Origin of the sequence: Gallibacterium salpingitidis (assembly GCF_030517105.1) — a bacterium.
Classification (GTDB): Bacteria; Pseudomonadota; Gammaproteobacteria; order Enterobacterales; family Pasteurellaceae; genus Gallibacterium; species Gallibacterium salpingitidis.
This window is the reverse complement of the sequence record NZ_CP103875.1, coordinates 2,532,082-2,557,263: the sequence shown is the minus strand read 5'-3', so window position 1 is coordinate 2,557,263 and position 25,182 is coordinate 2,532,082. Positions and strand designations below refer to the sequence as shown.

The following is a 25,182-nucleotide window of genomic DNA, read 5'->3' as shown; positions in this document are numbered from 1 at the left end:
GTTAATATGCAAAGTAAATCTATTAATTGGCCACGTTATCTTGCAATTTTTATTAGTCTTGCTTTTTTAGCTATCGTCTTAATTTTGCCATTATGCAGTATCTTTTATTATGGATTACAAGCGGGTTGGCATGTATTTATTCAATCATTGAGTCAAGTAGAAGCACGTCACGCGATTTTTTTAAGTTTGACGGTGATTGCAATCGTATTACCGATAAATTTATTCTTTGGCTTGATGATGGCCTGGTTATTGGCAAATTTTGACTTCAAAGGCAAAGCATTACTAATTTCTTTTATTGATCTCCCGTTAGCGATTTCGCCAGTAGTAGCTGGATTAATGTTTGTGTTGTTATTTGGTGTGAATGGTTTATTTGGCGGCTGGCTAGATCAACAAGGTATAGAAGTTATTTTTGCTTTACCTAGCATTATTTTGACAACGCTTTTTGTTACGTTCCCCTTAATCGTGAAATCGTTATTACCAACGATGAAAACATTAGGAAATCAAGAGGAACAAGCTGGTCTAACTTTAGGGGCATCGGCATTAACCATCTTTTTTCGCATTACCTTACCAAAAATTAAATGGGCATTGTTATATGGCGCTATTTTAGCTAATGCGCGTGCTTTAGGAGAGTTCGGTGCGGTAAGTGTGGTATCAGGCAATATTCGAAATCTTACTAACACTATCCCATTGCATATTGAGATTCTTTATAACGAATATCAATTCACTGCGGCATTTGCTTGTGCTTCTCTGTTAGCTGCCATAGCGTTGATGACGCTATTAGCGCAGCATGGCATTGTCTATTGGCAAAAACGTAAAACATTAATTCTGAATCAAAGTAGATAAGAGGCTGTTATGACAATTCAGATTGAGAATTTAAATAAAACATTTGGACAATTTAACGCGTTATCCAATATTAATTTAGCCTTTCCTGAAGGAGAATTTACTGCTTTGTTAGGGCCAAGTGGTTGCGGAAAAACAACTTTATTACGCATTATTGCTGGTTTGGATTTTGCGGATACGGGGAAAATTATTTTCTCAGGGAGAGAAGTTAGCCATTTAAGTGCAAAAGAGCGCAAAGTGGGTTTTGTCTTTCAACATTATGTCTTATTCCGTCATTTAACTATTTTTGAGAATGTTGCATTCGGGTTACGTATTCAGACACGAAAAACAAGATTATCTAATGCAGAAATTGAACAACGGGTAATGGAGTTATTACGTTTAGTGCAACTAGAAAAGTTTGCACAAAGCTATCCTGATCGCTTATCAGGTGGCCAGCGACAGCGTGTGGCTTTGGCGCGTGCATTGGCTGTTAAACCTGAAGTATTGTTATTAGATGAGCCTTTTTCTGCATTGGATGCTCAAGTGCGGAAAACCTTACGCCGTTGGTTAGCACAATTACAAAAGGAATTAAATATCACCAGTATTTTTGTAACGCACGATCAAGAAGAAGCGCTGGAAGTGGCTGATCGTATTGTGGTGATGAATCAAGGAAAAATTGAGCAAGTGGATCAACCGGAAAATATTTATCACGCACCGCGAAGCCAATTTGTAAACGCCTTTGTTGGCGATAGTAATGTCTTTCATGGCATTTTAGATGATGAGAATTTTGTGGTAGGGGATTTTGCGTATCGCCTTGCACCAAAAAATCGTACCATTAAACAAGCGGGTGAAACTACCGCCTATGTTCGTCCATATGATCTAACAATTTCGCGCCAAGCGGAAAATGCGTTAGCGAAAGGTGAAATTTCTCATATTTATTCAATCAGTTTCTTAGTGCGGATTGAGATTATTAGCCCACAAAGTGAACAACCAATAGAAGTTTTACTCACTAAAGATAAATTACAGGCGGAACAATTTAAGGTAGGCGAAACGGTATTTTTAATCCCAGATAACTTAAGTTTATTCCAAAATATGAATATTTAAGTGGTATGGAAGATAATCATATTAGTTGTTAACTTATTGCTCCTCGGGGAAACGTTCCGCCTTAAATAGTTATTCTTTTATTAGAGGTGTCATTTTAGGTGTAAATTTAATTTTGCAAAACAAAATGGTAAACGATAAAACGAGCGATACCATATTGGCTAAAATGACAGGAATATTTTGAATACATAAGCCATAAATTAACCATAAGGCAAGTCCGGTAACTTGCATAGCATACATACCGCTTGAGATAGCATTTGTTTCTTTGGTTTTAAGCACTTTAATAACTTGTGGTATAAAGGCTGTTGTTGTAAGAAATGCTGCAATTATGCCAATGAAATCATACATAAATCACTCCTGGCGAGGCTATTTGAATATTACCAATAGCCTCTAATCAATTTCTAAATAACTACGTCTGTTTTACGATATTTATCTAGCAAACGAATATTTACTTTTGCGAGTAGGTCGCCATGTAATTTGTAATAACGGAAATACACAAATAATTTAATGCCATAGAAGATAATCGGTAAGGCGATCATAATCACTTTCATATAAAAAAGAGTACTTTCGCTTTGTTCAACATTAGGAACGTAATTAATAGCAGTCAGTAAAACACCGATGAGAAATGCAGATACGGCAGAACCAGCTTTGACAACCATAGTTTGTACAGAATAAGCGATACTTTCTGAACGAATGCCTAATTTGTATTCACCATAATCGACGGTATCCGCAACCATAATTACTTGTAATGTCCAAAATAATGCGCTGCCAATGTTCATCAAAATACCTGCGATAATAATCAACAAAATATTTTTAGCATCGAATATGCCAGCATAAGCTAAGCAACAGCAGCTTAAGATCGGCGCAATAGAAGCAGTAACCCAAAGAATTCTACGAGAGAGTAATTTGGCTAATTTTGAAAACACTACAATGACAGCAAGATTAGCAATACCAGCATAAGACATATAGTATGGGAATAAATCTTTATCGCCGACAACATAAGTAAAATAGTAAATGGCAAAGGTGGAAATAATATTGCTGGCAATGTTGTAACATAATGCCATCACTAATAGGCTAGAAAGTTGATCATTTTTAGGAATTAGTAATACCAATTTCTTTAGTGGTAAGCGTTCTACAGGTTCGTTATTCGCTAAATTATCAGACGAATATTTTTCTTTTACATTGACCAACGTAATAATGGTGGAAGCAACGAAAAAGGCAATGATAACTAGCGTAAACATTCTGAAACCAAAACTTTTATCGGCACCGCCAACATAATCTACGAATGGTAAACAAACACCTGCGGTGACAAAACCAGCTAAACTAGCGAAGAAACGAGGATAGGGTACTAATTGTTCCCGTTCACGTTGATCTAAGGTTAGTGTAGGAGTAAGTGACCAGAAAGGAATGTCCATTAATGTGTAAGTCATTCCCCATAAAATGTAGGTTACCGCAATATAAACAACTAATGCAGTACCACTGAAATAGTCGGCACAGAATAATGAAAATAGGACAATCGAATTTAAAATGGTACCAATAAAAATCCAAGGTTTAAATTTTCCCCATCGAGTACGAGTATTATTAACGATCCATCCCATAATGGGATCATTTACGGCATCCCAAATTCTTGCCACCATAAAAATGGTTCCTACCACAGCTGCTGAAACCCCGATTACATCAGTGTAATAATACATAAGGTACATATAGACAATGACGATAGCGAAATCTTTACCGTATGCACCAAGACCAAAACTGATTTTTGTCTTCATAGATAAGCTCATAAGTTGCTCCTATTGTGGTAATGTAGAAAACCACATAGCTATGTTTGCTATGTGGTTAAATTGTTATTGGCGATTAATCCATTCTGGTAACCAATCTTTGTGAGCAAGTAGTAATTCATCAACTAAGCTATAAATTTCTTCAAGGCCGAGTACCGCAGCAGTATGTGGATCTAACATAGCGGCATGGTAAATACGATCTCTATTTTCAGTAAGAAGAGCTTCAGTTGTTAAACGTTGAACATTAATATTGGTTTGCATTAAAGCTGCCAAATGATTTGGAATAGCGCCAACTTTTGTTGGAGTGATACCGTTTGCGTCAACAAGACAAGCAACTTCGACACAACAGCCTTGAGGAAGATTATCAATTAAGCCTTTATTTTGCACATTACCATAGATAACACTCGGTACGCCTGTCCAAATTGAATTAATGATAGTACTTGCATATTCTCTTGATTCAGGAACGCAAATGCTTTCTGCTTTTTGATACTCCTCGAGATCTTGTTTCCATTTTGCAATTTGTTCAACACAGCGTTTTGGATATTCATCAAGCGGTACTTGATAACGTTCAATTAAATCAGGACGATTTGGCTTGATAAAATAAGGTGTATATTCTGCAAAGTGTTCGGAGGATTCAGTAACGAAATAGCCTAATTTTTTCAACATTTCATAACGTACAATGTTTTTGCAACGTGCATTGTCTGGTCTTGGTTTTGGGGCAGAACCATTTTCATAAGCTTTTAATAAATCTGGATAAATGCTGGTGTATGTACCATCAGGTAATTTTTTCTCAAGATTGAGATAGAAAGCCATATGGTTGATACCAGCACAGACATAACGTAAATCATGATGATCAATATCGAGATCTCGAACCAATTCTTCAGCTGTACCTTGTACAGAATGGCAAAGTCCTACTTGTTTTATTTGTGGATATTTTTCAAACATTGCCCAAGTATTCATTGCCATTGGATTAACATAGTTCAACATTGTGGCATTTGGACAGACTTCTAACATATCATCACAAATTTTCCAGAGATGCGGAATCGTACGTAATGCACGCATAATACCGCCCACACCCAAAGTGTCAGCGATGGTTTGTTCCAAACCATATTTTTTACAGATTTCAAAATCGGTTACTGTACAAGGTTCGTATCCACCAATTTGGAATGCGACTACCACGAAATCTGCATCACGTAATGCTTCTTTCTGGTTGGTATAGCATTCGATAGTGCCGTTGGCTCCAACGGATTTCATCAATTTCTCGATGACAAAATGAGATTCTGCAAGGCGGGTTTCATCAATATCCATTAAGGCAATACGAGCGTGTTTTAGTGCAGGTTTATGGAATACATCACCTAGAATATTTTTCACAAATACAGTAGAGCCAGCGCCGATAAAGGTAATTTTTGGGGAATTCATAGTCTTACTCCTAAAGTTAAATTTAGATTAAGTGGATGAGTTGTTGGACAGTATGATGGCATAAGCCAGATCAAAGATGCGTTTCATATTTTTTGATAAAATTCCTGAAAACTCAGTTTTGCCGATCGTGATAACACAATCTGAGTTTTTGGGAATTCTTTGTAGAAAAATGCGATTTTTGGTGACAGAAATTACTAGTATCAAAGGAAAAATAATGCCTAAAGAGAATAAGAAAGCGCAAACTCATAAAGAAGATTTGATAGATTACGGTAGCAAAGGGATTAGCCCATTATCACTGTATTCTGATCAACATCCTTTAAATGTGACATTACAGCAACCGCCGGGTGTGATGGATGGTTATCATTGGCATGGACATATGGAAATCAATATTCCTTTTGATAGCGATGTAGAATATATCTTTAATGGCTGTAATGTGGTAATTAATGCAGGGCATATTGCTTTGTTTTGGGCATCAGTACCGCATAGAGTTGTTGAATGTGCAGAATGTCATGCGATGGCAGTATTGGATATTCCTGTTCATTTATTTCTTTCATGGCATTTACCGCAAAAATTAATTAATCAGTTAACGCATGGGATTGTTATTCAGTCTAAAAATGTGGGTTTAGTTAGTCTATTTGAAATCCAGCGTTGGGAAAAAGAGCTTAAATCGGATAACTCAAGTTTACAGCAAATTGTTTATGATGAGATTCAATTAATGATTAAGCGACTAAGTATTGATGGTTGGCAACTATTATTAGAAAACGTTTATCATTTAAACCAATATATTAAATCATCTCGTCATACCCAACATTATGTGAGTTTAATGCTAGATCATATTGCCTATCATCATAGTGAACCATTAACAGTTGCTGATGTTGCCAATGCAGTAGGTTTGAATACTAATTATGCGATGGGGCTTTTCCAAAGTGTAATGCAGCTAACGATTAAGCAATATATTACGATGATGAAGATCAATCACGCTAAAGCCTTGTTAAGTGAGACAGATAAAACCATGCTAGATATTTCATTAACTGTTGGTTTCAATTCGATTAGTCGTTTCTATGATAACTTCCAAAAGATGACGGGCTTTTCACCACAAAATTATCGTAAATTAGTCCGTTCAAATGAGAAATGGGCAAATCAAGGCGGCTTACCTACACAGTCTTTAATAAAAGGGGCTAGTGATGGATTGAAGTTATTGAAAGAGTAATTGAAAACACTAGATGTTATTGTTGTCATAACATCTAGTGTAGAAAGGGTTAATGATGTTGTTTAACTCGGCGAATTTTTGCCTTTCTTGGTTGTGAGGAAACAGAACCAAGATAGATGGCAAACATAGTAACGGCAGCACCGCCCCACTGGATTAAATTAATTGGTTTATCTAAAATCGAGTAGTCGATAACTAATGCAGCGATCGGTTCTGAAAGCAGTAATAAACCTGTTAGTGCAAGCGATAGTAACGGTACACAATAGGCGATCATTCCCCAAGCGAAACACTGCATTACTGCGCCATAAACAAAAATCCAGAGCCAATCTAGGGCATTGGTTGGATAAAGATTATCGGCGTTAAAGAGTAGCGACGGCAGAATAAGGATAGCTGCGCCACCAAGACTGATCAGCAACATCATCGGGAAAATCGGGGTTGGCTCAACTTCGTGTGTTTTACGAATAAAGACCATTGATAATGCTAATAATAGACTTGAAATAATGCCAGTGGTAAAGCCCCATAAAGCATTTTCGTTATAAGCAAATTCGCTACCAGTAATAAAATAAACTCCAATAATGGCCAGTAGTAAACTGATCAGCTGCATAATAGAGAGTTTTTCTTTGAAATAGAAAAAACTAATTGCCGATAGGAAAAAAATTTGCAAACTGTTAAGTAAGGTAGAAATTCCAGGGCCCACCGCATAAACACTTTCGTGCCAAAAAGCTAAATCAAACGCCAAGAAAATACCTGAAGTTAATGCGAAACCGATCGCTTTTTTCGATTTCGGCAAGTGTTGTTTAAAACATTTAGCGAGCAGAAAAAAGATAACTGATGCAATTAATAATCGCCAAAAAGCGATAGCATAGGCGCCAACTGGCACGTGCGCAACAATTAAACTCCCTAATCCAAACACCACACAACCGATAATGATACCAGGTATGGTAAGACGTTGTTTTTGCATATTTTTTCCTAATGATTATTGATTATGATCTTTTGTTTTTGGCAGCGTTATAAAGCTCCATTGCTTTTGGCATTAAGCGTTCTAAATTTTCTTTACGAGCTTGGTCGCTTGGGTGAGTAGAGAAAATTGCTGGGATTGATCCGCCACCACTCATTTTTTGCATTTTGTCCCATAGATTTGGTGCCGCTTGAGGATTAAATCCAGATTGTGCACTTAACATTAAACCAACCTCATCAGCTTCGCTTTCAGCGCTGCGTGAGAAAGGTTTCATAATGCCAAGATCGGCAACACTGCCTACTAAATCTTGTGAAGCGCCTACACTAACACCTTGTGAAGCTAACGCTCCCATAGCGATAGTAGCAGCTATTGAAACAGCAGTTTGGCGATTAGCTTGACTTTTACCATGTTCAAGTAACGCGTGAGCCATTTCGTGCCCCATCACCACTGCAATTTCATCATCGGTTAAATTTAATTTATTAACTAGACCGGTATAAAACACCATTTTTCCACCCGGCATTGCCCATGCGTTGATTTCATTGGACTTAATAACCGAAATTTCCCAATCAAATGGCACGCCAGTTTTATTATATTGACGTGCGTACGGTACCATTTTGTTAAAAATACGGTGAACACGTTGTGCGGTCATTGATGAAGTATCAAGGGTTCCTTTGCTTTTTTCAGCACTAATTGCTTGGCGATATTGTTGTGCAGAGGATTGATTGATAGAACGGGTATCGGCACAGCTAGCCACTAAAGTAGTGATAAATAATGCAGCCAGAATACGTTTAATTGTTGGCGATAATTTGAACATTTTTGCGTGCTCCTATATTCGTCATTAGGTAGATGTTTCAATCAACAAATAGTTATAGCAGGTATCATTTCGTTTTTTATCATAAAGATCAATAGCAAATATTTAACAATTTATGCATTTTTTTCTAACTGACGCCGATAACGCGCTGGTGTGGTGGCAAATTGCGCTTTAAAACTGTCAATAAAGGCCGTTTCGGATTGATAACCTAAGGTTGTGATGATTTGGCTAAGCGGCATAGTGGATTGTTGTAGCATTTTTGCTGCCATAGACATTTTGAGCATACGAATAAAAGTTTGAATGCCCATACCTGTTGCTTGATTAAATTTGCGGGCAAAAGTGGCTCGTGACATATAAGCCATATCGGCTAATTGTTGCGTAGTATAAGAAATCGAAAAATCTTGCAAAATTTTGGTAATAACTTTACTTAATGCAGGATCGGCAAATAAACCAATAAGATTTTGTTGGTTCGGTAATATGCTTTGGTGACGTAAAGCAAACAATAACAATAATTCACATAATGATTTGATCACAGTGGCACTACCTAGATGGCGAGAAGTCGCCTCTTGGTAAATTAAAGTGGAAACGGCTTGTAGTTGGGGTAGATCGCCAAGAGAAACGATTAAAGGTTCTGGCAATAAAGTTAATAGACCTGCGGCAGCATTATTGCCTGCTTGATAATGGCCACAGAGCATTTGTAATGAAGGATCATCGGAACAATTGTGTCGATATAAAATACCGTTTTGTTGTTCTATTTGTAATGGTTGATTGGAAGGACGATCACCAATTTTATGTACTCCGCCTTGTGTCCACAAACAAAAATCGCCTGCTTTTAAATGATAAGTTTCGGTCGCTGAACGCATTTGGCAACTCCCTTTCAATAAGAGATGAAAATAGGCTGTCCCTGGTGCAGCTTGATTATGTTCCATTAAATAGGGTGATTTAAAACTGCAAAAGACATCAATGGTTGTTTTAACATCGAGAAGTTCTAAAAAGCGATCGATACTATCCATAATGATTATAGTGAGATGATAACGTTATTTTTTGCGATTCTAACATCTTTATAGTCTTATAAGAAAGGCGCAGAATAGCCAACATTAAATAAGCAATGTGTTAATTCATTAAGGAGAATCGCTATGTTAGATTGGAAAAAATATCGTACTCAATTAATGGGACGTTTGGGTATTTTGGGTAAATTATCACCAGATACTATTAAAGGCTATCAAACTTTAAGTAAAGCAGAGAGCGTATTAGATCCGAAAACTAAAGAGTTGATTGCGTTGGCTTGTGCAGTGACAACTCGCTGTGATGGTTGTATTGATGTACATACTGATGCAGCGATTAAAGCAGGTTGTACCCAAGAAGAGATTGCCGCTGCATTAAATGTTGCAATTGCGATGAATGCAGGCGCAGCAGTGGTGTATTCAGCGAGAGTGCTTGATGCTTATGAAGCATTAAAAAGTGAATAGGATATAATCGTAAAATATCATTTACTTTTAACTAATTATTTAAGAATATCAATAAGTTAAAATGTATAAATCCTCTTCAAAATTGAAGAGGATTTATGTTGTCAAGTGCATCCTTTTTTGTTGTTTGGCGAAACTACAATCAGAGTTGGCAACTTGGATTGAAGGATTGTTATTCCACCTTAAATTGTCCCATCATTCCCAAATTCTCATGTTCCAGAATATGGCAATGGAACATTTTTAACCCTGTATGATGTTGTTTAAAACGTATTACCACTTTTTCATAAGGGCGAAGATTGACCACATCTTTTAAAGCTCGATATGGTGCTGGATGTGTTTTACCATTTAATGTCGTTTGGATAACTTCAAATTGTGTTCCATGTAGATGGAATGGGTGATCCATATGGCTTTCGTTAAAGATTTCCCACTGTTCTACTTCATTGACTTTACCAACAAAATCTATTCTCGACATATCAAATGATTTGTTATTAATTAAGAACATACCTTCCATCATTGTCGGTACTGGGTTATCTGTCATCGCTTGCTGATGTGTGGAATGATGTTGCGCCATCATTTGTTGATGATCTTGAGATGACATTCCATTATGGTTCATCATCTGCTCACTAAAGCGAATTTGTCGAGTAACTTTTGCCTCTTCTTTGGTTGAGAAGGTACGTAATTGCTTAGGTAAAGTTGGTTGTTCTGCATTAACTACAATTTGAGCCAAGGTTGAATCTATTGCGGTTTCCTGTACCATCATTTTGTGCCGTTCATAGTACAGACTTTGTAATACTGCAGTACCTTGTGTTTTGCCTACCATCACAACTTCGATACGTTCTGCTGGTGCCAAAAAGAGTTCATCTTGTGGCGATAATGGTTGTTCTAATAATCCGCCTTCAGTACCGACAACAATCCATTGCACTCCAGCTACCTTTAAGCGCAAATAACGTGCACTGGTTGCGTTCCAAATACGGATACGTTGTTGGCCTTTTACTTGGATTTTTGGTTGATATTGACCATTAATCAGTACGATTTCGCCTTCACGACCATTCATCCAGTCGCTCATATTATTGGCTGGAATAGAACCGTCTGCGGCTAAACGTAAATCAGAAATAACCCAATGTTGTTCTGGTAAATCTGCTAATGGATCATTTTTTGCTTTTACTACTAAAGTTCCTGCTAATCCTTTATAGACTTGTTCTGCTACATAGCCATGTGGGTGTGGATGATACCAATAAGTTCCAGCACTCCCTTCTGGAATAGTAAAGCGATAGATCTTGCTGCTATTTGGTGCAACCGGATCTTGTGGATTACCGTCAGCTTCAGACGGAACATCTAGACCATGCCAATGAATCGTTGTCGGTTGTGTTAAATGATTGGTAAATTCAATTTCGACACTATCTCCCTCAAATACTTCAATTTGTGGCCCTGGTAATTGCCCATTATATGCCCAAAATTCCGTCTCTTTTCCTTCTGCAAAACGTAATTTAATCGGTGCAGCAACTAGCTTCGCTTTAAACACATTAGCTTGAGTGGAAAGATTAGCTAACTTTGGCAGAGCAGTTTGCAAAGATTGCCCTTGAGGAAGTTGATCAAATGGCATCAATGCTAACGTATTATTGTGCATTGCCATCATTGTTTGATGTGCGGAATGACTGCTCATCATATTAGCTAATGCATAGAATGAAGAACTTGCTAAACTTAAACCAACACCATAACGTAATAAATCACGACGTTTCATTAAACCAACTCCTATTGATTATGTGAACTAAACACAATACTTTCGCCATTCTTTTGTAACAACAGCACATCATAAGCATCTTTACGACCTTGATAAGTTGGGCCATCCATACCTGGTGAACCCACTGGCATTCCTGGTGCAGAAAGTCCAATTGCATCTGGTTTTTCGGCTAATAAACGTTTTACGTCTTCAGCAGGAACATGTCCTTCAATCACATAACCATCGACTACTGCGGTATGGCAAGAAACATAGTCGTCTTTAATACCAAATAATTGATGTTGTTGGTTATTGCCAGTTTCATGCACTTTGACTGCAAAACCATTCTTTTCCATATAACGAATCCATTCATTGCAGCAACCACAAGTAGGACTTTTCCAAACTTCCATTGTTAAATTCTGTGCTTGAGCCATCACTGCGACAGCAGACGTTCCCACTAGCATTAATTTGCTGAAAATATGGCGAAGATTGTACATAGTTACCCTCCTAGTATCGTACAAAAATTGAAAATACCCAGGATGGTAAAGTTTTCCCTAAGGTGAAGGTCAAGTGGAAATTGATGGAATAATTTGATCAGAAATCTTTAAAATCGATAAGGAGATGAATAAATAAAAACCGTTCTGTTTCGGCAGAACGGTTTTCAGGATGAGGATTAATTAATAATGATATCCAAAGCCAACACCACCGGAAATATCACCTTCGCTGTTAGCAGTACCTGCAAATTTAACAACGACTTTCGAATTGTTACTTAATTTGGACCAACCAACAGCAACGGCAGATGATCCTTTGTATCCACCAACAGAGGCAGCAATCATAGATTTACCGGCAATTGTCGATTGTGGCAGTGCTATACCAGCTGCAACATTTGCGCCGATTCCTCGAACTTCTTTGCTTACTTGATTTACTCTACGGCCAACTTCAGCAACACCTTGTTTTACTTCTCCTAGTTGTGCCATATTAACAGCATCAGTTGGGTCTACACCCCTTGCTAATTTAGTAATACGCTTGTTACCAGCATTTACGCCTGATGTCGTTACACTTGGGCCATTCTGAATAGAGATTCCTTGGCTATCAATATTTGTTGAACCAACAGTTATTGATTTATTAGCTGTGACAGAATCAACGTAGATTTTCTTATTTAGAGACAAATTAACGGTTTTTGATTTTCCATCAGAATTTGTTGTAGTTTCAACAATGATATTACTATCACCTTGAATAGTATCTAAACTACCGCTTGTACCAGATGTATTATTAACAGCTGCTTTTAATTGGCGCAAATTTACGGCATCAGTATCTTCGGTACCGTCTGCAAGATTAATAAGTTGGCGGAGTGCGCTTTCGCTGCCAATAGAAACAGCGCCTGTTGTAACACCTTTGAGGTTGATTTTGCTGAAAGGAGCTTCTGTATCTGTACTAAATCCTTTTCTGTCAGCACGGCTAAAGGCCCCTAAAGCAACACCTCCATTTGTGTTGGTGATAGAGGAAATCCCGATTGATGTTCCATAATAAGGTTGGGTATTTTCAACTTCTAAGATGTATTGATATCGTAGGACATTCATTACATCATCACTCCATGTGATACCGCTCATTTTAGGATCTCCGTAATGAATATAAGATAAGTAACTTCTATAATAGTCTTTTATCTTTTTATCAATTTCATCATAGATAATTTTTTGTTCGGGTGTTAATCCAGTACCATTATAAGCGCCTTTAGGTAATCCTTTACTGACTAGGTAATCTACCCATACATCACTGTTTTGACTAAATTGAGATGGTCCTGGGATATATTTTTCAGTATCTTTGCTGACAACGGCGCTATTGATACCTACAACTACTGAGCCATATCCAAGAGATGTCGCAGCACCTCCAATTGCCATAGATGAACCTGATGAAGTAGCTAAATTACCAAACGATAGACCAGGAGTAGCATTTCCATTAGGGCCATCTAGTAGTTGTTTGGTAAGAGGGTGTACTGTGGGTAAAGAGTAAGTATTATTTCCAATAGCAATTCCAGAGTCGCCAAATACCCCAGGTTGATACCCCATTGCAATAGATTCTCTACCATAAGCTTTGGCTTGTTTTCCGACAGCAATACTTAAGAAACTCGCTTTATTATCTTCACCAGCAATAAGAGCTGGGCTACCATTACCTAAGTCAAAATTACCACTTCCTAATTTTCGTATAGGTAGTTGTCCGCCATTATAAATATTCATAAAGTCTAAAATTAGGTTGCGGACCCACGTTTTTTGAGTATCACTTAACTCATTATAATTATTTTTTGCGTAAGCTATTTTTTCTTCTGTGCTTTTTGCTTGCCAATCACTATCTGATATTGCTGCAGATGCTAGAGTTGAAAAGCAAAATACCCCCCCCCCATGGCGACTATTAGTGATTTGAGAGTGAATTTTTTCATATATTGTCCTCTTTAAATATAACAATGAGAAAATGTATTAACATTCCATGATACTGAAAAGCTTTAATTAATTTACATCAAATTATTAAAAGATTAACAATATTCACATTTTTGGAATGTGCATATCATAGTATTCCCCTTTTTTGGTTAGTCAAGGAAAAATAATTTAGAAAAGAGATTTGTCGGATAGGTAATGTATTAATAAAAAACCGTTCTGTTTTGGCAGAACGGTTTGTATCAAAATCAATTATTTTTTCGCACGTTCAAATGAAGCTAAGATTTCTTCACGAGCTGCAGCAGCATCTGCCCAACCGTCAACTTTCACCCATTTACCAGCTTCTAATGCTTTGTAGCTTTCAAAGAAGTGTTGGATTTGTGCTTTTAATAATGCAGGAATATCGTTTACATCTTTGATGTGATCATATTCTTTAGTTAATTTGCTGTGTGGTACAGCGATAACTTTTGCATCTTGACCAGATTCATCAGTCATTTTTAATACGCCAACTGGACGGCAACGAATCACTGAACCTGGTTGTAATGGATATGGAGTTGGTACTAAAACATCAACTGGGTCGCCATCTAAAGAAAGAGTATTGTTGATATAACCGTAGTTTGCAGGATAGAACATTGCAGTTGCCATAAAGCGGTCAACGAATAATGCGCCGGTTTCTTTATCTACTTCATATTTAATTGGATCTGAATTGGCTGGAATTTCAATTACTACATAAATATCATCTGGTAATTCTTTACCAGCAGGTACATTTTTTAAACCCATTGTGTATTCCTTCTAATAAGTGTTAATAATAAGGGTGAAGTAAAAAACGTTGCGATTATAGCCCTATTTGTTACAAATTGTCGAGATTTTAGCTGGCTAACAACCCCATTCCATATTGATATAATCCCCATGCAATCATCAACATAATAATACCGATCACAAAATCAAGGATTCGCCAAGTGATTGGCTTTTTAAACAGTGGAATTAATAAAGCTGAACCATAAGCTAAGCCAAAGAACCAACTACCAGAGGCAAGAACTGCACCTAACAAAAACCAAATTTTTTCGCTTAATGCTAAGGTTCCTGCAACCCCACCAATAATCACAACAGTGTCTAGATAAACGTGTGGATTAAGTAATGTAATGCTTAATGTCATCAAAATGGTTTTTAACAAATGTTGCTGAGAGTTTTCTGTGGAAATTTGTAAGCTGCTGTTACCGCGATAGGCACTGCGCCAAGCACGTAAAGCATAGATAAATAAAAAGCCAGCGCCGACAAATGCTAAGGTAATTGATGCCATTTGATGTTCACTAATAAAAGAACCTAAACCCAACACGCCAAGGTTAAATAAGATAACGTCACATAAAAAACAGATTAATGCGACAGCAAAAACATGTTGTTTTAATAATCCTTGTTTGAGAACAAATGCGTTTTGGGCACCAATGGCAACGATTAGTCCGCCAGAAACCAAAAAACCATGAATGAGTGATTGCATTATTACTCCTGATAGAGATTAATTGCGCCTTGATAACCGAGTTGCCGCCATGCTTCATAGACGGTGACTGCAACTGAATTGGATAAATTCATACTACGACTGTTTGCACACATTGGAATGCGGATTTTACGTTCAATCAGCATAGTATTCAGAATATCCATTGGAATGCCTCTGGTTTCAGGACCAAACATTAAATAGTCGCCAAGTTGGAATTGTACTTGACTATGTGCAGGGCCGCCTTTTGTTGTCAACGCAAATAGGCGATTCGGTTTTTCACTATCCAAAAATTCAGCAAAACTTTGGTGATGCTTAATTGTCGTAAATTCGTGATAATCCAAACCAGAGCGGCGCAACTTTTTGTCATCCCATTGGAATCCAAGCGGATGAATTAGGTGTAAACGAAAGCCGCAGTTGGCGCAAAGACGAATAATATTCCCTGTATTTTGTGGGATTTCAGGTTCATAAAGGACGATATCTAACATAATACTTCTAATTTTAGTGATAAATAAAAACGCAGTATTTTTCTACTTCTTGGCGGAATTGGCAACTGGTTTCGCCCTTAAGGACGAAACCCAAAATACCTTAACCACAAAAATGTTGAATTAATTTAGCTAATAATTCTCTGGTTGGTTGGATAAACTCTGCTGCGAGGAATTCATCTGGTTGGTGAGCCTGTTCGATTGAACCAGGGCCTAAAACCAATGTTGGACAAAGTTGTTGAATAAATGGTGCTTCAGTACAGTAATTCGCTGATACACAAGGCTTACCTAATAATTTTTCCACTACTGCAACAACTTCGGCTTTATGTGAACATTCATAACCAGGAATACCTTCATGCAAATGTTTTATTTGAATCATATTGCCATATTGTTCAATCAAGGGTTGCAGCTTTTCTTGAACCATTTCGTCTAACGATTCTAAGCCCATATTTGGTAGCGGACGAATATCAAATTGTAGTTCGCAACAACCGCAGATACGATTTACCGCATCACCACCATGAATAGAGCCGAAATTCATTGTTGGGTATGGTACTGCAAAAAATTCATTATGAAATTTTTCTTTTAACTCATTGCGTAGTTGCATTAAATAGCCAGTCGCTTGATGCATAATTTCAATTGCATTGACGCCTTTATCTGGATCGCTAGAGTGTCCAGAGCGTCCAATTACAGTAACTGCATCACCAAAATGACCTTTATGTGCTCTTACAGGTTGTAATGAAGTTGGTTCACCAATAATCGCGCAATCAGGGCGAATTTCTGCGTGTTGCGCAAAAGTTCTTGCCCCTAGCATAGTAGTTTCTTCATCAGCGGTTGCTAAAATCCGTAACGGTTTTTGTAGTTTAGTCAGATCGAGATTGCGTAAGGTATCGACAATAAAAGCGAAAAAACCTTTCATATCGGCAGAGCCTAAACCGTAAAAACGGCCATTTTGTTCAGTTAATTTAAAAGGATCAAATTGCCAGCGTCCCGCATCGAAAGGAACTGTATCGGTATGACCAGATAAGAGCAAACCGCCCTCGCCGGAACCATATGTTGCTAATAGATTGTATTTTTGATTTGAGCCTTCGATCGGTAGTACATCGACTTTAAAGCCAAGATCAGTAAGCCAGTTGGCAAGTTTATCAATAAGCGGTTTATTCGAATGATCTAAAGTAGGATTATCTGAACTGCTGATAGTTGGAATTTCAATAAGTTGAGAATATAAAGAAAGAAAATCTGGAAGATTTGCCATAGTTACCTCAAATAAACATTGATTCAAATAAAATAATTATGCAAAATATTAGCATAATTAATCACTATTTTATGAAATTATGCTAAAAACACTCATCATTGGTGCGAGCGGCTATACAGGGGCTGAACTCGCAAACATCCTTGTCAAACACCCTAATTTTGAACTTTGCGGGCTATATGTTTCGGCAAATAGTCTGGATAAAGATAAACCTATTTCTGAGATTTATCCACAATTAAAAACAGTCGTTGATTTGGTATTACAACCTTTGCCAGAAGATTTGACTGCCTTAGCACAACAAGCAGATTGTGTTTTTTTGGCAACAGCACACGAAGTCAGCCATCAATTAGCGCCGATTTTCTTAGCTAATAACTGCAAAGTATTTGACCTTTCTGGTGCATATCGTGTTAATCAAGCGGATTTTTATCCGAAGTTTTATGGCTTTGCGCATCAATACCCTGAATTATTACAACAAGCGGTGTATGGTTTAGCGGAATGGAATGAAGAGCAAATTAAACAGACAGATTTAATTGCAGTACCGGGTTGTTATCCAACCGTTTCGCAACTTTGTTTAAAACCTTTGATTGAGAACGATTTATTAGATGATGTACAAGTACCAGTTATTAATGCGGTAAGTGGTGTGAGCGGTGCAGGGCGTAAAGCGAGCTTAACCTCTAGTTTTTGTGAAGTGAGTTTAAATCCGTATGGCATTTTTAATCATCGTCACCAACCAGAAATTTCTACCCATTTAGGTCGTGAAGTCATTTTCACCCCACATTTGGGTAATTTCAAACGTGGTATTTTGGCAACCATTACTGCGAAATTAAAAGCAGGAGTAACAGCTGAGCAAGTGAAGGCGGTTTTTGCACAAGTTTATGCAGATAAGCCGTTAGTGCGCGTCTATGATAAGGGTTTCCCAAGCATCAAAGCGGTAGAATTTACGCCATATTGTGATATTGCATTTGCTGTGCAAGATCAGCACATTATTGTTGTTGGTGCAGAAGATAATTTATTGAAAGGGGCGGCAGCACAAGCGGTGCAATGTGCCAATATCCGTTATGGATTTAAGCCGACATTAGGATTGATTTAATATGAAACCATTAATTATTAAAGTAGGCGGTGCATTATTAGATACACCGCAGGCAATGGAAAATCTATTGACCACTTTGGCACAATTTAAACAAAAACAGCAGCGTGATATTGTCATTGTGCATGGTGGTGGTTGTATTGTTGATGAATTAATGCAACGTTTGCAGTTACCTGTGCGTAAGAAACAAGGTTTGCGAATTACACCGCCAGATCAAGTGGAAATTATTACTGGCGCATTAGCTGGCATAGCGAATAAAAAGTTAGTTGCAACTGCAAAAGTTGCAGGTTTAAATGCAGTTGGTTTCAGTTTGGGTGATGGTGATGTAACGTTGGCTGAACAACTTGATCCAGAGCTTGGTCACGTTGCAAAAGTTGCACCAAATCAAGCAGCATTATTAACCACATTATTAGCAAACCAATTTTTACCAATTATTAGCTCCATTGCGATTGATGCAGCAGGGCGTTTAATGAATGTTAATGCAGACCAAGCTGCAACAGCGATTGCAACTCTTTTGCAAGGTGAATTGGTGATGCTGTCTGATGTTGATGGCGTGTTGGATCAACAAAAAAATCTATTGCCAGAGTTAAATTCATCACAAATTCAAAAATTAATAGATGATCATGTGATTACAGATGGTATGATTGTCAAAGTTGAAGCGGCATTAGTCGCTGCGCAGGCATTAAATCAAGCTGTCGAAATTGCCAATTGGAAAAAGCCTGAAAAATTAGCTGATTTATTTGCAGGCCAATGTATTGGCACCAGAATTCTGCCTTAACTAAGGTATTTGTTTAATTTAACTTCCGCCATTTATTGGCGGTTTCATTTTTTATTGAGGTAATTATGGCACTTTGGGGCGGCCGTTTCACACAAGCGGCAGATCAGCGTTTTAAAACCTTTAATGACTCACTACGTTTTGATTATCGTTTAGCTCAACAAGATATTGACGGTTCAATTGGTTGGTCTAAAGCATTAGTTAGTGTAAATGTATTTACCGCAGCAGAACAAAAACAAGTAGAAGCTGCATTGCTTGAATTAAAAGAGGTTGTTGCCAACAACCCAGAAATGATTTTGCAAGATGATGCAGAAGATATTCATAGTTGGGTGGAAAGTAAACTCATTGAAAAAGTTGGTGATTTAGGCAAAAAGTTACACACAGGACGTAGCCGTAATGACCAAGTTGCATTAGATATTAAACTTTGGTGTAAACAAGAAATTACCTCATTGCAACAAGCCATTCGTCATCTACAAAGCCAACTTATCTTTACGGCTGAAAATAACCAAAACACAGTGATGCCGGGTTATACTCATTTGCAACGTGCCCAACCTATCTCGTTTGCACATTGGTGTATGGCCTATTTTGAAATGTTAGAACGTGACTATTCTCGTTTGGCGGATGCGTATCGTCGTTTAGATACTTGTCCATTAGGTTCGGGAGCGTTGGCTGGAACAGCGTATGCCGTTGATAGAGAACAATTAGCGAAAGATTTAGGCTTTACACGTGCTACTCGCAACAGTTTAGATAGCGTTTCAGATCGTGACCATATTATGGAGTTGTTATCTGCCGCTTCTATTAGTATGGTGCATCTCTCTCGTTATGCAGAAGATTTAATTATCTTTAACAGCGGTGAAGCGAACTTTTTAGAACTTTCTGATCGTGTTACTTCAGGTTCTTCTTTAATGCCGCAAAAGAAAAATCCTGATGCGTGTGAGCTAATTCGTGGTAAAGCTGGACGTGTGATTGGTTCATTAAACGGAATGTTGGTAACGGTGAAAGGTTTACCATTAGCCTATAACAAAGATATGCAAGAAGATAAAGAAGGCATTTTTGATGCTTTAGACACTTGGCATGCTTGTTTAGATATGGCAGCGTTGGTGTTAGAAGATATTAAAGTACATCACGAAAAAACGCGTAATGCAGCGTTAAAAGGCTATTCAAATGCGACCGAATTGGCCGATTACCTAGTTGCTAAAGGAGTGCCGTTCCGCGATTCACATCATATTGTTGGTGAAGCTGTTGTTTATGCAATTAGTAAAGCAAAAGCGTTGGAAGAATTACGTGTTGATGAATTCAAACGCTTTAGTGATGTGATTAGTGAAGATGTTTATGCGATTCTTTCCTTAGAATCTTGCTTAAATAAACGTTGTGCGAAAGGCGGTGTTTCACCACAACGTGTTGCTGAAGCGATTGCTGAAGCGAAAGCGTTAATTAAGTAATTAATATTTATCATTGAAGAAAGAGTTGTCTTGCTAAGTAGCAGGACAACTCTTTTTTATATTTTGAAAGTTTTTTAAGCTGATAACTGACAAGCTTCTACAACTTTCTCTCTAAGCCATTGGAACGCTGGATCACGATGTGTGCGTTCGTGCCAGACTAGCATTTTACTGAAGCCTTGGATTGGGATTGGCGGTTCAAACAATTTAATGTTATCGAGATGATGGACTAAGCGTTTTGGTACGACAGCCAATAAATCACTATTTTGTAGAATATCTGGCAACACAATAAAATTTTGTACAGAAAGCGTAACGTTCCTGCTTAATCCTTGTTTTGCTAAAGCTTCATCAGTTACCCCTGAAAAACTGCCACCATGATAAGAAACTAACGCTTGTTCCAATTGACAGAATTGTTCGACAGATAATTGTGTTTGCTTTGCAATTGGGTGATCTTGCCGCACTGCGCAAACATATTGTTCATCATATAGATGTTTAGCATAAATATCAGGTGCTTTAAATTCCGGAGTCACGATCGCGAAATCAATAATATTTTGTTCTAATTGCTTTTGCACTGTGTTATCCAAAATAGCTAAAACAGCAACTTTAATGTTCGGAGCTTGTTGTTTGAGTAATTTCAAGAATGGAACAATAACCGCGCGCATTGCGTAATCAGTACAAACAAATCTAACGGTCATTTCGGCGGTTTTAGGATCAAAAATCGCTGGTTGCAGTAATAATTCAGCTTCAGCTAATAGATTCTTAATTCTTGGCGCTAATTCGAGAGCACGATTGGTAGGTTGCATACCACGTTGTACACGCACAAATAGAGGATCATCAAAACTCTCACGTAAACGAGTTAATACTCCGCTCATTGCTGGTTGTGTTATGGCTAATTTATGTGCCGCTTTACTAACACTTTTTTCTTCCATTAAAGCGTTAAAGGCTTTTAACAGATTCAAATCTAGAGTACGTAGGTTCTTCATATCATCCTCAAGAGCATTTTCTAATATCAGATAAAGTAATACGAGGTATTGTGAGAGCTGATTTAACTTATCTTTGAAGGCTAATTATACTGCCCAATTAATAGATTAGTTTTAGATAAAGGAATGTATTAGTGCAAAATTCAATTAATTGGCCGGAAGATTATACACCTGGTTTTACTGATAATTTCTGTTCAAATGAAGTGATTGTTGCAGGATTAACTACTGCAGATGTCTGGAAATATCTTAATGATAGTAAGTATTGGCCGCATTATTACAGCAATGTATCAGATATCCAGTTTCACAATGGCTATCAAGGTACTGCGTTGTATGAAAATGCACGCTTTTTCTTTAGAACTTTTGGTTTTCCGATTGAAGCTGAAATTACCGAATATGTCGCACCAGCAGCTGGACAACCAGCAAGAATTTCTTGGCATGGTTGGGATGGTGAAATTGGTAGTGAACAACGTTTAGATGTGATTCATGCATGGTTAATTGAAGATCTGGATGGCGGTCGTGTACGTATTTTGACGCAAGAATCGCAAAAAGGAAAACCAGCGCAAGAGTTAGCGAAGACAGTTCCAAATCCAATGATTAATGGACATCAAGAGTGGTTAGATGGGATTGTGCGTAGTGCGAAAAATCAATTGGAAGTGTAGAAAATGAAGAAACTCTTTTTCTTTGCATTATTGGCCTTTGCGGTGAGTATAGCGCCATCAACATATGCCGCGGAAGCAACACATACTGTCGCACAAGCGATAAAAGCCGAACAATACAGTACCGTCAAATTATCAGGAAAAATCATTAGCCGTATCGATGAGAAACGTTATCTATTTGAAGACGATACAGGCACATTGGAATTAAAAATTGATAAAAAGGTACAGCAGTATTCAACAATCCCCACAAAAGAGAAAATCTTGATTTATGGCAAAGTTGATCATTATGGTAAAAAAACGGAGGTGGACGTAACAAGTATTATCAAACAATAACATTTAATTAGATTACTCATTCATTCTGTGTTTAAGTGAACAGCTATTTTCTTGAGGGAAATAGCTGTTTTGTTTTTCTATTCTGATTACATAGTAGAACTTAGTTAAATATTAATATCAGTTTTGACTCCTTTCCATCATTTTATCTTTTGTTATCTTTCGATATTCTTCCGTATAATTTCATTTATTTTGTGATCTAGATCTTAAATTTGAAAAATTTCACTTTAAATAATAAAAAATAAGAATATGATTGCAATATCAAAAGATATTGAAAGTAATTAAAAAATAGAAAGGGAGAGAAATCTTATGCCTACTTTGAAACAGCAGCGTTTACAGAAACTTTATGGGGAAGACAAAATTTTTCGTGCTCTTGCCATTGATCAGCGAGGGGCACTAAAGAGAATGTTAGGTGAAGATGCAACAGATACACAATTGCAAACCTTTAAAGGACTAGTAGCAAATACATTAACGCCATATGCATCAGCAATTTTATTGGATCCTGAATATGGTTGGAAAGGTGCTGAATTAAAAGATAAAAACTGTGGTCTGATTATGGCTTATGAGAAGACTGGCTATGATAAAGCTAAGATTGGTCGTTTCCCAGACTTAATTGATGGAGTATCTGTAAAACGGTTAAAAGAGAAGGGGGCTGATGCAGTCAAGTTATTACTTTATATCGATATTGATGAAGGGGCAGTCATTAATGATGTAAAGATGGCTTTTGTTGAAAGAGTTGGTGCGGAATGTGTAGCCGAAGATATGCCATTTTTTTTAGAAATTTTAACTTATGATTCTTTAGTTTCGGATAAAAAAGAATTCGAAAAGTTAAGACCACGTAAAGTGATTGATGCGATGAAATTATTTTCTGAATCACGATTTAATGTTGATGTATTAAAAGTAGAAGTACCTGTAAATATGAATTTTGTGGAAGGTTTTGGCTCTGAGGTGCTTTATACGCAGGCACAGGCGAAATCTTTTTTTAAGGAACAATCAGAATCTACCCATTTGCCCTTTATTTTCTTGAGTGCTGGAGTTTCACCAGAATTATTTCAGGAAACATTGAAATTTGCGAAATCAGCAGGTTCACATTTTAATGGAGTGCTATGTGGGCGAGCAACATGGGCTGGCGCTGCAGAAGTATTTAAAACAACAGATGCAGAAAATGCAAAAGTCTGGCTGTTAGATCAGGGGGTAAAAATTATCAAACAGTTAAATGTTGTTTTATCAGCGACAGCCAATGCAATTACAAAATAGGGGGATAACAATGAAAAAATTATTAAGAAATCATAAATCAGGTCAAGCGGTAGGGATTACTTCAGTGTGTTCTGCACATCCTTTGGTGATTGAAGCAGCATTTCGTTTTGATTTGAATTCACAAAATGATGTGTTAATTGAAGCAACATCAAATCAAGTCAATCAATTTGGTGGTTATACAGGGATGAAACCGGTAGATTTCAAAAATTTCGTGTATAGCATTGCAGAAAAAGTTGGATTTCCAAAACAACGATTGATTTTGGGAGGAGATCATTTGGGGCCTAATTGTTGGCAAGGAGAAACGGCTACTGAAGCAATGAAAAAAGCCAAAGAATTAGTAGTGGAATATGCAAAAGCAGGTTTTACAAAAATTCATTTAGATGCATCAATGTCGTGTGCAGATGATCCAGTTCCATTGGATCCATTGGTAGTTGCAGATCGAGCGGCAGAATTATGTTTGGCAATTGAAAGTGCATTATCGCCAGAACAGACAGCAAATATTAGCTATATTGTAGGTACAGAAGTACCTGTTCCAGGAGGTGAGGCTCATGCTATTTCAACAGTAGATGTAACAACAGTAGAGCGTGCAAAAGAAACCATTGAAACACATAGAGAAGCATTTGAGAAACGTGGTTTACGAAGTGCCTTTGATCGAGTTGTAGGTGTGGTTGTGCAACCAGGTGTAGAGTTTGATCATTCAAAAGTCATTTTATATAAACCAGAATTGGCAGCTGAATTATCAAAATTTATCGAGGAAACACCATATATTTTCGAAGCGCATTCAACTGATTATCAAACACCAGCTGCATATCGTAATTTAGTGAAAGATCATTTTGCGATTTTGAAAGTTGGACCAGCTTTAACGTTTGCGTTACGTGAAGCATTATTCGCTTTAGCTCGTGTTGAAGATGAATTGATATCACCTGAAAAAAGGAGTTATTTATTAGGTGTAATTGACCAAGTTATGCAAGATGAACCAAAATACTGGAGCAAATATTATTCATTGCAACATTCAAAAGCCATAATTGATCTACATTTCAGTTTATCTGATCGTATCCGTTATTACTGGCCGAATGAACGTATTAATGCGGCGGTAGAAAAACTTATCGATAATTTATCACGAGAAGAAATACCATTAGGTTTATTAAGCCAATATTTACCTGATCAATATCGTAAAGCGATTAAAGGTGAAATTGCTGTAAAACCGACAACACTTATTTTCGATAAAATTCAGCAAGTTCTTGCTGATTATGCCTATGGCTGTTATGGAGAAACAGTATGACACCAAATCTATTTATCAAAACCAATATTGAATTTGCGTCTTATGATGAAGTGTTTCATCACTTAGCAGATACTTTCATTAAAGAAGGAATTGTGAAAGAAAGCTATCGTGAGGCGATTTTTGAGCGTGAGGCCGATTTTCCAACAGGAATAATGTTAGAACATCATGCCGTTGCTATTCCGCATTGTGATGCAAGTCATGCACTTAAACCTGCTATTTGTGTGATTCGCCCTAATCAAGTTGTGAAATTTAATCGACCTGATGAGGATGGTACGGTGAATGCTGAATTAATTATTGCTTTAGTGGTGACCGATCCAAAAGATCAATTGGTTATATTACGTAAGCTCTTCGGTAAATTACAAGATAATGATTTTGTCGAAGATTTGATCAAAACGGCTGATATAGATTTACCAAATCTAATTCAGCAAAACTTACAACTTTAGGAGTG

26 protein-coding genes are annotated in these 25,182 nt (G+C 37.3%); 12 read left to right on the top strand and 14 right to left on the bottom strand.

Translation table 11 applies throughout. From position 1 onward, the window contains the following. Positions 1-6 precede the first annotated feature (6 nt). Positions 7-843: a sulfate ABC transporter permease subunit CysW gene (cysW, locus tag NYR30_RS12225; protein WP_197495464.1), complete on the top strand. Its 837-nt coding sequence runs from the start codon at positions 7-9 to the stop codon at positions 841-843. A 9-nt stretch (positions 844-852) separates the two neighbouring features. Continuing rightward, positions 853-1,923 carry a sulfate/molybdate ABC transporter ATP-binding protein gene (locus NYR30_RS12220; protein WP_066113634.1) on the top strand — a complete coding sequence of 357 codons (1,071 nt, stop codon included), beginning with the start codon at positions 853-855 and terminating at the stop codon, positions 1,921-1,923. Between the two features lie 69 nt (positions 1,924-1,992). Here the strand turns inward: NYR30_RS12220 and NYR30_RS12215 are convergent, their stop codons facing one another. The 3 genes from NYR30_RS12215 to NYR30_RS12205 all read right to left on the bottom strand — a co-directional run bounded on the left by NYR30_RS12215 (position 1,993) and on the right by NYR30_RS12205 (position 5,117). After that, positions 1,993-2,268 (bottom strand): SemiSWEET transporter, encoded by a 276-nt coding sequence (locus NYR30_RS12215; RefSeq protein WP_066113632.1) that lies wholly within the window; start codon positions 2,266-2,268, stop codon positions 1,993-1,995. A 53-nt stretch (positions 2,269-2,321) separates the two neighbouring features. Then, complete coding sequence (gene melB / locus NYR30_RS12210) at positions 2,322-3,701, bottom strand: melibiose:sodium transporter MelB (RefSeq protein WP_066113630.1); 1,380 nt, start codon at positions 3,699-3,701, stop codon at positions 2,322-2,324. A gap of 63 nt (positions 3,702-3,764) precedes the next feature. After that, entirely contained in the window at positions 3,765-5,117 is a 1,353-nt protein-coding gene (locus NYR30_RS12205; RefSeq protein ID WP_066113628.1) for an alpha-glucosidase/alpha-galactosidase, read from the bottom strand. Between the two features lie 214 nt (positions 5,118-5,331). Between NYR30_RS12205 and melR the strand changes: the two genes are divergently transcribed. Then, positions 5,332-6,327: a transcriptional regulator MelR gene (gene melR / locus NYR30_RS12200; protein WP_302501233.1), complete on the top strand. Its 996-nt coding sequence runs from the start codon at positions 5,332-5,334 to the stop codon at positions 6,325-6,327. 49 nt (positions 6,328-6,376) lie between these two features. Here the strand turns inward: melR and NYR30_RS12195 are convergent, their stop codons facing one another. The 3 genes from NYR30_RS12195 to NYR30_RS12185 form a co-directional block, all read right to left on the bottom strand. Then, positions 6,377-7,285: a DMT family transporter gene (locus NYR30_RS12195; RefSeq protein WP_066113623.1), complete on the bottom strand. Its 909-nt coding sequence runs from the start codon at positions 7,283-7,285 to the stop codon at positions 6,377-6,379. Positions 7,286-7,307: 22 nt separating this feature from the next. Further along, the gene (locus NYR30_RS12190; protein WP_066113621.1) at positions 7,308-8,096 is read right to left on the bottom strand and encodes a M48 family metallopeptidase; all 789 of its coding nucleotides are present in this window, start codon (positions 8,094-8,096) and stop codon (positions 7,308-7,310) included. 110 nt (positions 8,097-8,206) lie between these two features. After that, complete coding sequence (locus NYR30_RS12185; protein ID WP_066113619.1) at positions 8,207-9,106, bottom strand: cupin domain-containing protein; 900 nt, start codon at positions 9,104-9,106, stop codon at positions 8,207-8,209. A 123-nt stretch (positions 9,107-9,229) separates the two neighbouring features. Between NYR30_RS12185 and NYR30_RS12180 the strand changes: the two genes are divergently transcribed. Continuing rightward, positions 9,230-9,562 (top strand): carboxymuconolactone decarboxylase family protein, encoded by a 333-nt coding sequence (locus tag NYR30_RS12180; protein WP_066104058.1) that lies wholly within the window; start codon positions 9,230-9,232, stop codon positions 9,560-9,562. A 169-nt stretch (positions 9,563-9,731) separates the two neighbouring features. Here the strand turns inward: NYR30_RS12180 and NYR30_RS12175 are convergent, their stop codons facing one another. The 7 genes from NYR30_RS12175 to argE all read right to left on the bottom strand — a co-directional run bounded on the left by NYR30_RS12175 (position 9,732) and on the right by argE (position 16,931). Further along, complete coding sequence (locus tag NYR30_RS12175; RefSeq protein WP_302501232.1) at positions 9,732-11,300, bottom strand: multicopper oxidase family protein; 1,569 nt, start codon at positions 11,298-11,300, stop codon at positions 9,732-9,734. Between the two features lie 11 nt (positions 11,301-11,311). Then, on the bottom strand, positions 11,312-11,773 hold the full coding sequence (locus NYR30_RS12170) for a DUF411 domain-containing protein (RefSeq protein WP_302501231.1): 462 nt from the start codon (positions 11,771-11,773) through the stop codon (positions 11,312-11,314). Positions 11,774-11,953: 180 nt separating this feature from the next. Continuing rightward, positions 11,954-13,735 carry a YadA-like family protein gene (locus tag NYR30_RS12165; RefSeq protein ID WP_156536762.1) on the bottom strand — a complete coding sequence of 594 codons (1,782 nt, stop codon included), beginning with the start codon at positions 13,733-13,735 and terminating at the stop codon, positions 11,954-11,956. A gap of 222 nt (positions 13,736-13,957) precedes the next feature. After that, a complete protein-coding gene (gene ppa, locus NYR30_RS12160; RefSeq protein WP_066104076.1) occupies positions 13,958-14,485 on the bottom strand; it encodes an inorganic diphosphatase in 528 nt (175 codons plus the stop codon). 88 nt (positions 14,486-14,573) lie between these two features. Further along, entirely contained in the window at positions 14,574-15,200 is a 627-nt protein-coding gene (locus NYR30_RS12155) for a LysE/ArgO family amino acid transporter (protein ID WP_066113611.1), read from the bottom strand. 2 nt (positions 15,201-15,202) lie between these two features. Next, on the bottom strand, positions 15,203-15,682 hold the full coding sequence (trmL, locus tag NYR30_RS12150; protein ID WP_066113609.1) for a tRNA (uridine(34)/cytosine(34)/5-carboxymethylaminomethyluridine(34)-2'-O)-methyltransferase TrmL: 480 nt from the start codon (positions 15,680-15,682) through the stop codon (positions 15,203-15,205). Positions 15,683-15,782: 100 nt separating this feature from the next. Beyond that, positions 15,783-16,931: an acetylornithine deacetylase gene (gene argE, locus NYR30_RS12145; protein ID WP_066113607.1), complete on the bottom strand. Its 1,149-nt coding sequence runs from the start codon at positions 16,929-16,931 to the stop codon at positions 15,783-15,785. Positions 16,932-17,010: 79 nt separating this feature from the next. On the opposite strand from argE, the gene argC reads away from it, so the two are divergent. The 3 genes from argC (at position 17,011) to argH (ending at position 20,232) form a co-directional block, all read left to right on the top strand. Continuing rightward, entirely contained in the window at positions 17,011-18,018 is a 1,008-nt protein-coding gene (argC, locus tag NYR30_RS12140) for an N-acetyl-gamma-glutamyl-phosphate reductase (RefSeq protein ID WP_066104088.1), read from the top strand. A 1-nt stretch (position 18,019) separates the two neighbouring features. Next, on the top strand, positions 18,020-18,793 hold the full coding sequence (argB, locus tag NYR30_RS12135) for an acetylglutamate kinase (protein ID WP_066104091.1): 774 nt from the start codon (positions 18,020-18,022) through the stop codon (positions 18,791-18,793). Positions 18,794-18,858: 65 nt separating this feature from the next. Continuing rightward, the gene (argH, locus tag NYR30_RS12130; RefSeq protein WP_066104094.1) at positions 18,859-20,232 is read left to right on the top strand and encodes an argininosuccinate lyase; all 1,374 of its coding nucleotides are present in this window, start codon (positions 18,859-18,861) and stop codon (positions 20,230-20,232) included. Between the two features lie 74 nt (positions 20,233-20,306). On the opposite strand, the gene NYR30_RS12125 is transcribed toward argH, so the two are convergent. Next, positions 20,307-21,212, bottom strand: coding sequence for a LysR family transcriptional regulator (locus tag NYR30_RS12125; RefSeq protein WP_066113605.1), 906 nt, complete (start codon positions 21,210-21,212; stop codon positions 20,307-20,309). A gap of 131 nt (positions 21,213-21,343) precedes the next feature. On the opposite strand from NYR30_RS12125, the gene NYR30_RS12120 reads away from it, so the two are divergent. The 5 genes from NYR30_RS12120 to gatA all read left to right on the top strand — a co-directional run bounded on the left by NYR30_RS12120 (position 21,344) and on the right by gatA (position 25,177). Continuing rightward, complete coding sequence (locus NYR30_RS12120; RefSeq protein WP_066113603.1) at positions 21,344-21,868, top strand: SRPBCC family protein; 525 nt, start codon at positions 21,344-21,346, stop codon at positions 21,866-21,868. Positions 21,869-21,871: 3 nt separating this feature from the next. Next, complete coding sequence (locus tag NYR30_RS12115; protein ID WP_066113602.1) at positions 21,872-22,198, top strand: YgiW/YdeI family stress tolerance OB fold protein; 327 nt, start codon at positions 21,872-21,874, stop codon at positions 22,196-22,198. A 306-nt stretch (positions 22,199-22,504) separates the two neighbouring features. After that, positions 22,505-23,452, top strand: coding sequence for a tagatose 1,6-diphosphate aldolase (locus NYR30_RS12110; RefSeq protein ID WP_066104106.1), 948 nt, complete (start codon positions 22,505-22,507; stop codon positions 23,450-23,452). A gap of 10 nt (positions 23,453-23,462) precedes the next feature. Further along, entirely contained in the window at positions 23,463-24,734 is a 1,272-nt protein-coding gene (gatZ, locus tag NYR30_RS12105; protein ID WP_066104109.1) for a tagatose-bisphosphate aldolase subunit GatZ, read from the top strand. Next, positions 24,731-25,177 carry a PTS galactitol transporter subunit IIA gene (gene gatA / locus NYR30_RS12100; RefSeq protein ID WP_066104112.1) on the top strand — a complete coding sequence of 149 codons (447 nt, stop codon included), beginning with the start codon at positions 24,731-24,733 and terminating at the stop codon, positions 25,175-25,177. The genes gatZ and gatA overlap by 4 nt, the downstream gene beginning before the upstream one ends. Positions 25,178-25,182: the final 5 nt, after the last annotated feature.

Excerpts from the sequence above, each read along its gene's own strand:
- argC (WP_066104088.1), top strand. The coding sequence starts at position 17,011 with ATGCTAAAAACACTCATCATTGGTGCGAGCGGCTATACAGGGGCTGAA.
- ppa (WP_066104076.1), bottom strand. The coding sequence starts at position 14,485 with ATGGGTTTAAAAAATGTACCTGCTGGTAAAGAATTACCAGATGATATT.
- gatZ (WP_066104109.1), top strand. The coding sequence starts at position 23,463 with ATGAAAAAATTATTAAGAAATCATAAATCAGGTCAAGCGGTAGGGATT.
- argE (WP_066113607.1), bottom strand. The coding sequence starts at position 16,931 with ATGGCAAATCTTCCAGATTTTCTTTCTTTATATTCTCAACTTATTGAA.
- cysW (WP_197495464.1), top strand. The coding sequence starts at position 7 with ATGCAAAGTAAATCTATTAATTGGCCACGTTATCTTGCAATTTTTATT.
- argB (WP_066104091.1), top strand. The coding sequence starts at position 18,020 with ATGAAACCATTAATTATTAAAGTAGGCGGTGCATTATTAGATACACCG.
- NYR30_RS12115 (WP_066113602.1), top strand. The coding sequence starts at position 21,872 with ATGAAGAAACTCTTTTTCTTTGCATTATTGGCCTTTGCGGTGAGTATA.
- NYR30_RS12190 (WP_066113621.1), bottom strand. The coding sequence starts at position 8,096 with ATGTTCAAATTATCGCCAACAATTAAACGTATTCTGGCTGCATTATTT.
- NYR30_RS12220 (WP_066113634.1), top strand. The coding sequence starts at position 853 with ATGACAATTCAGATTGAGAATTTAAATAAAACATTTGGACAATTTAAC.
- gatA (WP_066104112.1), top strand. The coding sequence starts at position 24,731 with ATGACACCAAATCTATTTATCAAAACCAATATTGAATTTGCGTCTTAT.
- melB (WP_066113630.1), bottom strand. The coding sequence starts at position 3,701 with ATGAGCTTATCTATGAAGACAAAAATCAGTTTTGGTCTTGGTGCATAC.
- melR (WP_302501233.1), top strand. The coding sequence starts at position 5,332 with ATGCCTAAAGAGAATAAGAAAGCGCAAACTCATAAAGAAGATTTGATA.
- NYR30_RS12185 (WP_066113619.1), bottom strand. The coding sequence starts at position 9,106 with ATGGATAGTATCGATCGCTTTTTAGAACTTCTCGATGTTAAAACAACC.
- trmL (WP_066113609.1), bottom strand. The coding sequence starts at position 15,682 with ATGTTAGATATCGTCCTTTATGAACCTGAAATCCCACAAAATACAGGG.
- NYR30_RS12155 (WP_066113611.1), bottom strand. The coding sequence starts at position 15,200 with ATGCAATCACTCATTCATGGTTTTTTGGTTTCTGGCGGACTAATCGTT.
- NYR30_RS12205 (WP_066113628.1), bottom strand. The coding sequence starts at position 5,117 with ATGAATTCCCCAAAAATTACCTTTATCGGCGCTGGCTCTACTGTATTT.
- NYR30_RS12175 (WP_302501232.1), bottom strand. The coding sequence starts at position 11,300 with ATGAAACGTCGTGATTTATTACGTTATGGTGTTGGTTTAAGTTTAGCA.
- NYR30_RS12215 (WP_066113632.1), bottom strand. The coding sequence starts at position 2,268 with ATGTATGATTTCATTGGCATAATTGCAGCATTTCTTACAACAACAGCC.
- NYR30_RS12195 (WP_066113623.1), bottom strand. The coding sequence starts at position 7,285 with ATGCAAAAACAACGTCTTACCATACCTGGTATCATTATCGGTTGTGTG.
- argH (WP_066104094.1), top strand. The coding sequence starts at position 18,859 with ATGGCACTTTGGGGCGGCCGTTTCACACAAGCGGCAGATCAGCGTTTT.
- NYR30_RS12170 (WP_302501231.1), bottom strand. The coding sequence starts at position 11,773 with ATGTACAATCTTCGCCATATTTTCAGCAAATTAATGCTAGTGGGAACG.
- NYR30_RS12180 (WP_066104058.1), top strand. The coding sequence starts at position 9,230 with ATGTTAGATTGGAAAAAATATCGTACTCAATTAATGGGACGTTTGGGT.
- NYR30_RS12110 (WP_066104106.1), top strand. The coding sequence starts at position 22,505 with ATGCCTACTTTGAAACAGCAGCGTTTACAGAAACTTTATGGGGAAGAC.
- NYR30_RS12125 (WP_066113605.1), bottom strand. The coding sequence starts at position 21,212 with ATGAAGAACCTACGTACTCTAGATTTGAATCTGTTAAAAGCCTTTAAC.